This window comes from Pseudomonas sp. JC1203, from assembly GCF_056175065.1.
In genome coordinates this window covers 68,800-80,536 of the sequence record NZ_JBWCAM010000003.1, presented here as the reverse complement: position 1 = coordinate 80,536, position 11,737 = coordinate 68,800, and the positions used below count along the sequence as shown (strand labels likewise).

The window sequence follows — 11,737 nt, the reverse complement described above, 5'->3', positions numbered from 1 at the left end:
TCGCTATTAGCCGCCCTGGTGGGGGGGGGGGGGGGGGGGGGGCCCGCCCCCCCCCCCCCCCGCCCGCCCCCCCCCCCCCCCGCGTCTGGGCCAACACCTCAACCCGCCGCCAACCGCCCCCGCGCCTGCCACACCCCACCTGCCGCCGTGCACACGAACACCCCGGCCGCTATCGACAACGCCAGCGGCAACCCCACGCTGGACGCCTGCATCAACCCGCCACTCACCACCGGCCCCAGCACGCTGCCCAGGCCGAACAGCAAGCCTGCGCCCGCGTTGGCGGTGACCAGGTCCTGCCCGCGGAAACGCTCGCCAATCAGCACGATGGCCAGGGTGTAGGTGCCGCCCGCCGCCGCGCCCAGCAGGAACAGCACCGGCCACAGCAGGCTGCCGGCGCCGATCAGCCACGCCAGGCTGGCGCCGATGGCCAGCACGCACACGCCGCAGGCCAGGTGCAGGGCGGCGCGGGGCACGCGGTCGGCCAGCCAGCCCAGGGGCAGTTGCAGGCACATGTCGCCCAGCAGGATGACGCTGACCATCAGCGCCGCCTCGGCCGGGGCAATGCCGTTGTCGCTGGCGTACACCGGGAAAAGCGCCAGCACCACGCTGTCGAAAAAGGAAAAGAACAGCACGCCCATGCACAGCGTCGGCGCCAGGCGCAGGAAACCGGCCAGGGAAAAGCTGCGGGCGGCGTCTTCTTCGCTGGCGGCGGGGTCGCTGCTGTCCAGGCCCAGCAAGGCCAACCAGGCCAGCACCAGGCTCACGCTGGCGGTGACGATTACCGCCGGGCCGTCGGTGCCCAACAGCGATATCAGCAGCGGGCCGAGCATCTGGCTGCCGGTGTAGGCGGTGGTGTACACGGCGATGGACTGGCCGCGGCGCTGGTCGCTGCTCAGCTCGTTGATCCAGGCTTCGCTGAGAATAATCACCAGGCCCATGCCCAGCCCCATGCCCAGGCGCAGCGCGGCCAGGCTGTACAGCGAATGGCGCGCCGGTTCCAGCAACGCCACGCTGGCCAGGCACAGGGCCAGGCAAGCCTGGAACAACTGGCGCCGGTGGAAGCGCCGCGCCAGCCGCGCGCACAGGCTGGCGGCCAGCATCATGCCCACGGCGGGCAGGGCCGAGAGCATGCCGATTTGCGCGGCACTGGCGCCGCTTTCCAGCAGGCGCAGGGCGGTGAGGGGCGCGGTGGCGCCCAGGCAGATGCCGGTCACGGCGGCGACGAACAACAATACAGGCAGGGTCAGGCGATTCATGGGTGGTCCACGCAGGCAAATCAACAGCGCGCGCGCACCTTCGGGCACGCACGCGCAACCGGGCGAGCCGCTTCCGTGAGGAACAGGGGCTGGCCGTGGGGATCAGGCGTGGCGGGGCGGGGAGAAGGTGAACGCGAACAGCACACTGCGGCGGCGGCTCAGGCCGGCGTCGGTGGGGCAGGGTGGCAGTGCCTGGAAGGGGTGGTGGGCACGAAGCATGTGCAAGGCGGTCCGCTGAAACAGGCGCGTACTCTAGGCCAGGCCTGGCCGAACGGTCAACTGTTTGGCCTTGGCGTGGTCCAAGGGGTAACCTTGTCCTCCCTTCTGGCCTGTTCATTCCCATGCTGAAAAATCTCTGGTACGTGGTGCTGCCCTCGGCGCAGCTGACTGATGGCCTGGCGCCGGTGCAACTGCTGGGCCAGCCGTTCGTGGCCTTCCGTGACGAGGCCGGGGTGGCGCGGCTGCTGTCCGATATCTGCGTGCACCGCGGCGGCGCGCTGTCGGCGGGCAGCAAGGTCGGCGCCAGCGTGCAGTGCCCCTACCACGGCTGGCGCTTTGGCGCCGATGGCCGCTGCACGCACATTCCGGCGCAGCCCGACGCGCGTATCCCAGTCAAGGCCCGGGTGGACGCCTACCCGACCCTTGAACGCCACGGCTGGATCTGGGCATTCATCGGCGACCTGCCCGAGGCCGAGCGGCCACCGCTGCCGACGCTGGACTGGGTCGACGACCCCAACGTGCGCGTGGTGTCCGGGCATTTCGACTGGGACGCCAGCTGGGACCGGGTCATGGAAAACGGCCTGGACTTCGCCCACGCGCCGTTCGTGCACGGCTCCACCTTCGGTGACCCCGCCCACCCGGAAATCGCCGCCTTCGAGGTGGAACGCCAGGCCTGGAGCGGCCACGCCCACATGGTCATGCGCCGCCCGGTGCGCAAGGGCTGGCTGCGGCGCAAGCCCACTGGTGAGCACGTAGACGTCACCACGGTGCCCGGTTTCCACTTCTCCGGCCCCTGCGCCACCCTGGAGCTGGCGCCGCGCGCAGGCTGGCGCATCCATATCGTCTCCGCCCACGTGCCGGTGGCCGCCAACCGCACGCGCACCTGGTGGATGATGGGCCGCACCTTCCTGCGCTCGCCGCTGTTCGACCGCCGCACCATCGCCAGCAACCTGCGCATCTTCGAGCAGGACCACGAAGTGCTGCGAAAGGTGCGCCCCGAACGCGTGCCCGACACCTGGCAGCAGGAGGTGTCGGTGAAGTCCGACGGCCTGCAGATCGCCTTCCGCCAGCGCCTGCGCGAGCTGGAACAGCGTGGCTGGCGCATCGACGAGGCGCGCCTGGCCCGCGAGTTCACCGGCCGCACTGCCTGCGTGGTGCCCAGCCCGGCGCGGCGCGAGGGCGGGGCTTGGGCCATCGAGGAAATCCCGCTGCTGGACGTCACCGCACAGCGTTCGTGATTGTCCTGCGCGCCGCGCTGCAGTAAGGTCGCCGCCGCGCATGGGGCGACGACTGACGAAGGTAGCGAGATGATCGAGTGGCTGATGTACCTGGTGCTGGGCGCCGCCATGGGCACCCTGGGCGGGATTTTCGGCATTGGCGGCGGGCTGATCGCCATTCCGGTGCTGGCGCTGTTCTTCAACCTCGACCAGCAGTTGGCCCAGGGCACGGCGCTGGTGATGGTGGTGCCGAACATTCTGCTGGCCATGTGGCGCTACCACCAACGCACGCCCATCAACTTCTACCAGGCGCTGCCGCTGGCCGCCGGCGGGCTGGTGTGCGCAGGGCTTGCCTCGATGATTGCCGTGGGCCTTGACCCCAACGCCATGCGCATCGGCTTTGCCGTGTTCATGCTGGTGCTGGCCGCCTACAACTACGCGCAGATGTTCCTGCCCAAGGCCCCCGGCAGCGGCGAGGTGCGCGCCCGCTGGCCGGCGCTGCTGGCGCTGGGGGGTGGCAGCGGGGTGCTGGGCGGCTTCTTCGGCGTGGGCGGTTCGGTGCTGGCCACGCCGGTGCTCACCAGCGTGTTCGGCGCCAGCCAGGTGGCGGCCCAGGCACTGTCCCTGGCGTTGGCAGCGCCCAGCACCGGCATCACCCTGGTGACCTACGCGCTGCACCACCACGTGAACTGGCTGATGGGCATTCCCATGGCGGTGGGCGGGCTGGTCAGCGTCAGCTGGGGCGTGAAGGTTGCCTACCGCTTGCCCGAGCGTACCCTGCGCACGCTGTTCTGCCTGTTCCTGGTGCTGTGCGCCGGCTTGCTGGCGTTGAAAAGCTAGTTAGCACCGCTCGCCCCCTCGGCAAATGTGCAGATACTGCGGAGCTTTGCCCTGCGCCCTTGTCAGACTGATAGCCGGCGAGGCTAAATCAACGGCCGCGCCTTCACCCAACCTCAAGGAACTGCCTGTTGCCTTCCACCTCCACCACGGAAACCGCCGCCACGGCGTCTACTTCACCGCGCTTTTGGCTGCTGGCTTCACTGCTGGTGGCCATGGTGCTGGCCGCGCTCGACCAGAGCATCGTTGCCACCGCACTGCCGGTGATCGCCAGTGAAATGAAGGGCATCGAGGGCATGAGCTGGGTGGTGACGCTGTTCATGCTCACCAGCACCATCGGCGCGCCGCTGTACGGCAAGCTGTCGGACCAGTACGGCCAGCGGCCGCTGTTCCTCATCAGCATCGGGGTATTTGTCGGCGCCTCGCTGCTGTGCGGGCTGGCCACCAGCATGACCCAGCTCATCGCCTTCCGCGGCCTGCAGGGGCTGGGCGCCGGTGGCTTGATGACCTTGTCCCAGGTGGTGATCGGCAGCGTGGTCAAGCCGTCCCAGCGTGGCCGTTACCAGGGCCTGTTCTCGGCAGCCTTCGCCGTCAGCGCCGCCGCCGGCCCGCTGCTGGGCGGCTTCATCACCACCCAGTGGAGCTGGCGCTGGGTGTTCCTGATCAACATTCCCCTGGGCGCGCTGGCCATTGCGGGGCTGATGATCAACCTGCCGGCCATCAAGCGCCAGGCCGATGTGAAGGTCGACTACCGTGGCGCAGCGGTGCTGTGCGTGGCCACCTCGGCGCTGCTGTTGCTCACCCATTCCTTCTCCCTGGCCGGCCAGGCGGACAGTTTCAGCACCTGGGCCCTGGGCCTGCTGGCGTTCTTCGGCTTCGCCCTGCTGTACCGGGTGGAGCACAAGGCGCCGGAGCCGATCATCGACCCGCGCCTGTTCGCCAACCGCCGCTACTCCATCGCCGTCGCCGCCATGGCGGCCATGGCGTTCGCCATGATGGGCTCGCTGGTGTTCATGCCGCTGTACTACCAGGCCGTGCTGCACCAGACGCCTACCGAGTCGGGCATCATGACGCTGCCGCAGGTGGTGATGATGGTCATCAGCTCGTTCGTCGGCGGCGCCATTTCCACCCGCAAGCAGAACCACGTGGTGCTGCTGTTGCTGGGCGTGGGGCTGGAAGCGGTGGGGCTGTTCCTGTTGCTGGTGTTCGCCCAGCACAAACTGGGCGCCGGCTACTTCCTGTTTGCCATGGGCGTGCTGGGCTCGGGCATGGGCATTGGCATGCCCAACGCCACGGTCATCGTGCAGAACGCCGTGCCGTTGAAGGTGATGGGCGCGGCCACGGCGGGGCTGTCGTTCTGCCGCTCCCTGGGGGCGGCGCTGGGCGTGGCCGTGGCCGGCGGCATCATGAGCTACACCCTGCGCCGGGAACTGGCAGAGCTGCCGGCGGCGCTGCAGGGCATGTCGCTGACCTTGCCCCAGGGGCTGGGCGCGGCGGCGGGGGCGGATGTAGCGCAGCTTACCGAGCTGTACCGCACGGCCATCAGCGCCAGCCTGTTGGCCGGCGGCGCGGTAATGACGGTGGCATGGCTGTTGGTGCTCAGCCTGGTGCTCTCCCGCGCAACCACAACCCCACCCCCGTAGCAGCTGCCGCAGGCTGCGTCCGGCCCCGCCGCGGTATACCTGCCAAACGGTGGCGCCCGTGACGCGGCCTGCGACGGATGGCCGCCCCCGCCGCTCCATCCTGTGGGAGCTGGCTTGCCAGCGAGCTGTTGGGGCCATAAAAGCTCGCTGGCAAGCCAGCTCCCACAAGACAGTTGCTGCTACGGGTAGTGCCATTGCACCCGCTTGCGTCGCCGCTTGCGCAAAGCGGATGTAGGGGTTGCCTCGCGCCGACCAATCCGAGTAAGGTTCGCCCGCCGCTGCATCAGCGGCCCGGGATTGGCGTTCCGCGAAGGAGAAACAACTGAAAAAGCTTGAATGGCTTTCTCGTCGTATTGTTTCGTGAGGATTCTTCCGTGAAATCTGCAACCCAATCGCCAGCCCTTGCCCGCATCCAAAATATCGTTCTACTGCTCGAAAATCTTGATTCTGATTGCTTGAGGGGCGGTGCCGTGCATGCGCTTCTGCTTGAGCAATTGCGCAATTTGCGCGAAGAGTATGTTTCGCACCCCGAAGTACGTTCCCTTGGTTACGTGAAGCTGAACGCCGAAGAAAAAACGCTAGTAGAAAACCTGCGCTGGACCCGCCACAAAGGCCGCGACAAGGTGTACCGCCTGGCCGAGCAAATGCGCCTGCAAAAGCCCTGGTAACCCACCGCGTAGCAGCTGCCGCAGGCTGCGTCCGGCCCCACCGCGGCGTATCCGGCAAACGGTGGTGACCATGACGCGGCCTGGCGGCCGCTGCTACAGGGCGGAACGTCACGCATCGCGCAACAAATCCTCCGCATCCAGCAACCGGAACAATATCTCCGGCCTCTGCACCAGCGCCCGCCGTATCGCCGCCGGTATCGCCTCGCGCGTCTTGCGGCACAACCCCGGCTGTTCATCGAATTCGATCAGCAACCCGCGTGCGCTGCGCACTTCGTTGTGGCTGGGGCGGATGCGCACGCGAATGCCCAGCAGTTCGTGCATGCGCCCGCACAGGCGCTGCAGGTCTTCGAAGCTTTGCAGGCTTTCCAGGCGCTCGAGCAGTTTGCGTTCCTCAAGGCGGGTGAGTTGCAGAATGCGCAGGTCGGCGCCGGGGTCGGCCAGCAGCTGGCCGTGCCCGCAGTTGCAGGCGGCCGGGGGGCAGGGCTGGCGGATCGGGACGGGGCTGGTCATGGCTCCAGCATAGCGGCTTGCACAAAACTGCGGAATGCTTGCGTGATCGTCCGGTTGTAGCACGTCGGTCCAATAAACCGAGGCCTGCGCTGCTAAAGTCCTAGACTTGCAAATCGTACTGCCCGGCCAACGTAGCCCGGCAGGCGCTACCGTGACCGCTGCAATGAGGAAACACCATGCACACCTTGACCATCAATGGGCAGGCGCACGACGTCGACGTGCCCGCCGATATGCCGTTGCTGTGGGTACTGCGCGATGTGCTGGGCATGACCGGCACCAAGTATGGCTGCGGCATCGCCCAGTGCGGGGTGTGCACGGTGCACCTGGATGGCCAGGCAGTGCGCTCCTGCGTGCTGCCGGTGAGCGCGGTGGAAGGCCATGCCATCACCACCATCGAGGGCGTCGGCGAGACGCCAGTGGGCGCGCAGTTGCAGCAGGCCTGGCTTGCGCACGAAGTGGTGCAGTGCGGCTATTGCCAGCCGGGGCAAATCATGGCGGCGGCGGCGTTGCTGCACAACCACCCCAAGGCGGACGACGAGCAGATTGTCACGGCGATGACCGGCAACCTGTGCCGTTGCGCCACCTACACGCGCATTCGTGCCGCCATCAAAAGCGTCAGCCAGGCCTGAGGGTAATCCCATGAACTCTGCAAAATTCCCAGGCCCCAACCTGTCGCGTCGGCGCTTGCTCAAGGGCAGCGCGCTGAGCATGGGCGGCCTTGTGCTCAGCACCTGGCTGCCACCGCTGGTGGCCCGCTCCGCCGCCGCCGAAGCCGTGGCCCCCGGGCAATCGGGCAGCACGGGTTTCGAAGGCTTTGGCGCCTTCGTGCAGATCGGCGAAGACGGCCGCGTGCGCGTCATCTCGCCCAAGATCGAGATGGGCCAGGGCGCCCAGACCGGCATCGCGATGATGGTCGCCGAAGAGCTGGAAGTGGGCCTCGACCAGGTGCACATCCAGGAAGCGCCGCCCAATGGCGCGCTGTACACCGACACCATCCTGCAGTTCCAGGCCACCGGCGGCTCGTCTTCCACGCGCTACACCTGGGAGCCGCTGCGCAAGGCCGGCGCCACCGCGCGCATCCTGCTGACCCAGGCCGCTGCCATTCGCTGGAAAGTCGCGCCCAGCCAGTGCCGCGCCGAAAACGGCCAGGTCCACGGCCCGCAAGGCCAGGTGGCCGGCTACGGCGAGCTGGCCAACGCCGCTGCGCAACTGCCGCTGCCCACCGACGTGCCGCTCAAGGCCATCGGCGACTTCAAGCTGCTGGGCACCCCGGCCCGGCGCCTCGACACCCCCGACAAGGTCACCGGCAAGGCGCAGTTCACCATCGACCTGCAAGTACCGGGCATGCGCATCGCCTCGACCCTGACCTGCCCGGTGCACGGCGGCACGCTAAAAACCCTGGACGAAGGCGACGCGCGCAAGGTGCCCGGCGTGCACGACATCATCAAGCTGAGCAACGCCGTCGCGGTGATCGGCGACCACTTCTGGGCCTGCCAGCAAGGGCTCAAGGCCCTGCGCATCGAATGGGATTACGGCGCCAACGGCGAAGGCCACTCGGCGCTACTGGACAAGGCCCTGCTCGACGCCAGCGCGCGCGACGGCGTGGTGGCCCACACCAGTGGCGACATCGCCCAGGCCCTGGGCGCGGCCAGCAGCCAGTTCGAGGCGGTGTACCAGCAGCCGTTCCTCTCGCACTCGCCGCTGGAGCCCATGGGCTGCGTGGCCCACGTGCGCGCCGACGCCTGCGAGCTGTGGGTAGGCACCCAGGCGCCGGTGTTCGCGCAGATGGGCGCGGCGAAAATCAGCGGCCTGCCGCAGGACCAGGTCATCATTCACAACCAGTTGATCGGCGGCGCCTTTGGCCGCCGGCTGGAGTCGGACTTCATCTTCCAGGCCGTGGACATCGCCCGCCAGGTGGCCTACCCGATCAAGCTGGTGTGGAGCCGTGAAGAGGACATGACCCACGACCTCTACCGCCCGCACTACGTCGACCGCATCAACGCCGCGCTGGACGACGACGGCCGGCCCCAGGGCTGGGACCACCGCATTGCCGGCGCCTCGGTGATCGCCGCCTTCGTCGGTGCGTTGCCGCCCAGCGGCGTCGACGCCGACGCGGTGGAGGTGGCCATCGAGCCGATCTACCAGCTGCCGCACCTGCAGGTGCGCTATATCCGCGAAGACCCGAAAACTATCCCCGTGTCCTGGTGGCGCGGCGTGGGGCCGCTGCGCAGCACCTATGTGCTGGAGTCGTTCGTGGACGAACTGGCGCACCGCGCCAAGGCCGACCCGGTGGCCTACCGCGCCGGGCTGATCAGCGCGCAGCCACGGGCACTGGCGGTGCTCAAGCGCGCCGCCGAGCTGAGCGACTGGCACACGCCGCTGCCCAAGGGCCAGGGCCGCGGCATTGCCGTGACCGCGGTGTTCGGCAGCTTCATCGCCACCGTGGTCGAGCTGGAAATGCAGGGCGAGCGCGCCATCAAGATCAAGCGCCTGGTGTCGGTGATCGACTGCGGCTTTGTCAACAACCCCACTTCGGTGACCTCTCAGGTGGAAGGCGGCACGCTGTTCGGCCTGTCGGCGGCGTTGTTCAACGAGATCCTGGTGGAAAACGGCCGGGTGCAGCAGAACAACTTCAACGCCTACCGGCAGATCCGCATGAGCGACGCGCCGCCGGTTGAAGTACACCTGATGCCCAGCCTGGAAAGCCCCGGTGGCGTCGGCGAGACCGGCGCGGTGCCGGTGGCGGCGGCCCTGGTCAACGCCCTGCACGCAGCCTCCAACGCCCGCGTGCGCCGCTTGCCCCTGAGCCGTTCCGGCTATTACACCGTTTGAGGATGGCTGACATGACGTTTATCAAAATAGCCCTTGCCGCCACCCTGGCCGTGCTGGGCGCCAACGCCCAGGCCGCCGACCCGCAGTTGATCGCCAAGGGCGAATACCTGACCCGCGCCGCGGACTGCGAGGCCTGCCACACCACCCCGGGCGGCAAGCCGTTCACCGGCGGCCTGGCGTTCCAGTTGCCGTTCGGCACCCTGTATTCGCCCAACATCACCCCCGACGCCGCCACCGGCATCGGCAGCTGGAGCGACGACGACTTCGTCAGCGCCCTGCAGAAAGGCGTGGGCAAGGACGGCAAGCATTATTACCCGGCGTTCCCCTATACCTCGTACACGCTGATGCCGCGCGAGGACATCCTGGCGATCAAGGCGTACCTCACCAGCCTGCCGGCGGTGAACCAGCCGCCAAAGGAAAACAGCATCGGCTTCCCATTCAACCAGCGCTGGGGCATGGCCCTGTGGAACCTGGTGTTCGCCGACGACAAGCGCTTCGCAGCCGACCCTGCGCAGTCCGCCGAGTGGAACCGTGGCGCCTACCTGGTGCAGGGCCCTGGCCACTGTGGCGAGTGCCATTCGCCGCGCAACCTGGCCCAGGCGGTGGACAGCGGCAAGTCCCTGGCCGGCGCCACCATTGGCAATTGGCAGGCCTACAACATCAGTTCCGACAAGCGTTACGGCGTGGGCAGCTGGCCCCAGGACGTGCTGACCCGCTACCTGGCCACCGGCGAGGCACCAGGCTACGCCATGGCCGGCGGGCCCATGAGCGACGTGGTGGAGCACAGCCTGCGCTTCCTTACACCTGCGGACATCAAGGCGGTGGCGGTGTACCTGCAGGGCTCGCCAGCCCGCGCCGAGGGCATCGCGCGGCCGGCGGTGGCGGTCAACGACGGGCCGCTGCCGCCGGGCGACGGCCTGGGGCGCAAGGTGTTCGTCGATGCCTGCGCCGGTTGCCACCGCCTGGACGGGCAGGGCAATCAGACCGGCGTGGCGACGCTCACCGGGCTCAAGTCGCTGAACGATCCGGCGGGCACCAACGTCGTTGCCGTGCTACTTGCCGGGCACTATCCGTTCACGTTCGGGTCCCAACAGAAGATGCCTGATTTTGCCCAGGCCTACAGCAACCAGGAGTTGGCCGCCGTGAGTACCTTTGTCTTGCGCCGCTTCGGCGAAACCGATGCCCGCATCACTGCCCAGCAAGTGGCCCGGAGCCGTGCCAGTGCACTGCATTGATGAACTGCTGGGCGCCCTCGACCAGGGCGCCGAGGCGGTGCTGGCCACCGTGGTCAAGGTCCAGGGTTCGGCCTACCGGCGGCCGGGCGCGCGCATGCTCATCCCCCAGGTGGGCGGCCCGCGCGGCACGGTCAGTGGCGGCTGCCTGGAAAACGAGGTGGCGCGCAAGGCCTGGTGGCTGAGCGAGCAGGGGCCCAAGGTGGTGGCCTACAGCACGGCAGCCGATGAGGACGATCCGCTGGACGAGGCCGCCGTAAGCTTTGGCCTGGGCTGCAACGGCACCGTGTTCGTGCTGATGGAGCGCGTGCAGCACGACTCGCTGCTGATGCGCACCCTGCGCCGGGTGCGTGACCGTGGCGAGGCCTGCGCCCTGGCCACGGTGATCGCCAGCGACGGGCCGTTGCCGGTGGGGGCGCGCAGCGTGCCGGGTAGCGAAGGCTGGCCGCAGGCTTTGAATGCCCAGGTGCAGCAGAGTCTTGCCAGCGTGCTGCAGCAGGGCAAGTCAGCGTTGCGCCGTTACCGGGGTGACTGGGGCGAGGTGGAGGTGTTCCTGGAATACCTGGCCCCGGCGCGGCGGCTGGTGGTGTTCGGTGCCGGTCACGACGTGCAGCCGCTGGTGCGCATGGCCGACCTGCTCGGCTGGAAAGTCACGGTGGTGGACGGCCGTTCGCACTTCGCCCGGCCCGAGCGTTTTCCCGAGGCTGCGGCAGTGCTGTGCGCCCAGGCCCGCGAGCCGTTGCCGGCCAGCGTGCAGTTGAACGGCGCGGCCGTGGCGATCATGACCCACAGCGTGACCCAGGATTTCCACTGGCTGCAGGCAGCGCTGGGCAGCGGCGCGGCGTACATCGGCCAGTTGGGCCCACGGGACCGCACCGAGCGGCTGCTGGCAGACATGGACGCGGCGCACCTGCCCGCCCTGGACCGCCTGCATTACCCCATGGGCCTGGACCTGGGCGGCGACAACCCGGAAAGCGTGGCCATGGCCATCCTTGCCGAGATAGCCGCAGTGTTCAATGGCCGTGCCGGCGGGCCGTTGAAGGCGCGCCGGCAGGGCATTCATGATGTCGAACCGTCGGTGCTGCATGGCGCTGGCCCAGTCCTGGGCGCCCCTGACGCCCCGGACGCGGCCTGCGGCCGCTGCTACGGGGCGGCGCAGACGAACGCGTAGCAGCAACTGTCTGTTGGGTTGAACGCCGTGGGAGCGGGCCGTGCCCGCGAAGCAGACGCCGCAGGGTTTCAGCCACTGCGCGGTGAGGCCTTCGCGGCCACAGGCCGCTCCTACAGCGGGCCATGTTGACCCTGAACGCTTGCCTCTTGTGG

10 protein-coding genes are annotated in these 11,737 nt (G+C 68.4%); 8 read left to right on the top strand and 2 right to left on the bottom strand.

What is annotated here, in order from left to right; all coding sequences use genetic code 11:
• Positions 1-98: 98 nt before the first annotated feature.
• Entirely contained in the window at positions 99-1,256 is a 1,158-nt protein-coding gene (locus tag AC0SZ7_RS05755; protein ID WP_475503464.1) for an MFS transporter, read from the bottom strand.
• A 341-nt stretch (positions 1,257-1,597) separates the two neighbouring features.
• Between AC0SZ7_RS05755 and AC0SZ7_RS05750 the strand changes: the two genes are divergently transcribed.
• The 4 genes from AC0SZ7_RS05750 to AC0SZ7_RS05735 all read left to right on the top strand — a co-directional run bounded on the left by AC0SZ7_RS05750 (position 1,598) and on the right by AC0SZ7_RS05735 (position 5,840).
• Positions 1,598-2,713, top strand: a complete 1,116-nt coding sequence (locus tag AC0SZ7_RS05750; protein WP_475503463.1) for an aromatic ring-hydroxylating dioxygenase subunit alpha — start codon at positions 1,598-1,600, stop codon at positions 2,711-2,713.
• A 69-nt stretch (positions 2,714-2,782) separates the two neighbouring features.
• Positions 2,783-3,532 (top strand): sulfite exporter TauE/SafE family protein, encoded by a 750-nt coding sequence (locus AC0SZ7_RS05745; protein WP_475503462.1) that lies wholly within the window; start codon positions 2,783-2,785, stop codon positions 3,530-3,532.
• 128 nt (positions 3,533-3,660) lie between these two features.
• Entirely contained in the window at positions 3,661-5,172 is a 1,512-nt protein-coding gene (locus tag AC0SZ7_RS05740; protein WP_475503461.1) for a DHA2 family efflux MFS transporter permease subunit, read from the top strand.
• 374 nt (positions 5,173-5,546) lie between these two features.
• Positions 5,547-5,840 (top strand): hypothetical protein, encoded by a 294-nt coding sequence (locus AC0SZ7_RS05735; protein ID WP_475503460.1) that lies wholly within the window; start codon positions 5,547-5,549, stop codon positions 5,838-5,840.
• 108 nt (positions 5,841-5,948) lie between these two features.
• Here the strand turns inward: AC0SZ7_RS05735 and AC0SZ7_RS05730 are convergent, their stop codons facing one another.
• Positions 5,949-6,350: a hypothetical protein gene (locus AC0SZ7_RS05730; RefSeq protein ID WP_475503459.1), complete on the bottom strand. Its 402-nt coding sequence runs from the start codon at positions 6,348-6,350 to the stop codon at positions 5,949-5,951.
• A 176-nt stretch (positions 6,351-6,526) separates the two neighbouring features.
• On the opposite strand from AC0SZ7_RS05730, the gene AC0SZ7_RS05725 reads away from it, so the two are divergent.
• Genes AC0SZ7_RS05725 through AC0SZ7_RS05710 form a run of 4 tightly spaced genes read left to right on the top strand, consistent with a single transcriptional unit; the run spans position 6,527 to position 11,585 of the window.
• Positions 6,527-6,979, top strand: coding sequence for a (2Fe-2S)-binding protein (locus tag AC0SZ7_RS05725; RefSeq protein ID WP_475503458.1), 453 nt, complete (start codon positions 6,527-6,529; stop codon positions 6,977-6,979).
• Positions 6,980-6,989: 10 nt separating this feature from the next.
• Positions 6,990-9,182, top strand: coding sequence for a xanthine dehydrogenase family protein molybdopterin-binding subunit (locus AC0SZ7_RS05720; RefSeq protein ID WP_475503457.1), 2,193 nt, complete (start codon positions 6,990-6,992; stop codon positions 9,180-9,182).
• Between the two features lie 11 nt (positions 9,183-9,193).
• Positions 9,194-10,417, top strand: a complete 1,224-nt coding sequence (locus tag AC0SZ7_RS05715) for a c-type cytochrome (RefSeq protein ID WP_475503456.1) — start codon at positions 9,194-9,196, stop codon at positions 10,415-10,417.
• Complete coding sequence (locus AC0SZ7_RS05710) at positions 10,404-11,585, top strand: XdhC family protein (protein WP_475503455.1); 1,182 nt, start codon at positions 10,404-10,406, stop codon at positions 11,583-11,585. The genes AC0SZ7_RS05715 and AC0SZ7_RS05710 overlap by 14 nt, the downstream gene beginning before the upstream one ends.
• Positions 11,586-11,737: the final 152 nt, after the last annotated feature.

Excerpts from the sequence above, each read along its gene's own strand:
- AC0SZ7_RS05750 (WP_475503463.1), top strand. The coding sequence starts at position 1,598 with ATGCTGAAAAATCTCTGGTACGTGGTGCTGCCCTCGGCGCAGCTGACT.
- AC0SZ7_RS05715 (WP_475503456.1), top strand. The coding sequence starts at position 9,194 with ATGACGTTTATCAAAATAGCCCTTGCCGCCACCCTGGCCGTGCTGGGC.
- AC0SZ7_RS05720 (WP_475503457.1), top strand. The coding sequence starts at position 6,990 with ATGAACTCTGCAAAATTCCCAGGCCCCAACCTGTCGCGTCGGCGCTTG.
- AC0SZ7_RS05730 (WP_475503459.1), bottom strand. The coding sequence starts at position 6,350 with ATGACCAGCCCCGTCCCGATCCGCCAGCCCTGCCCCCCGGCCGCCTGC.
- AC0SZ7_RS05755 (WP_475503464.1), bottom strand. The coding sequence starts at position 1,256 with ATGAATCGCCTGACCCTGCCTGTATTGTTGTTCGTCGCCGCCGTGACC.
- AC0SZ7_RS05745 (WP_475503462.1), top strand. The coding sequence starts at position 2,783 with ATGATCGAGTGGCTGATGTACCTGGTGCTGGGCGCCGCCATGGGCACC.
- AC0SZ7_RS05725 (WP_475503458.1), top strand. The coding sequence starts at position 6,527 with ATGCACACCTTGACCATCAATGGGCAGGCGCACGACGTCGACGTGCCC.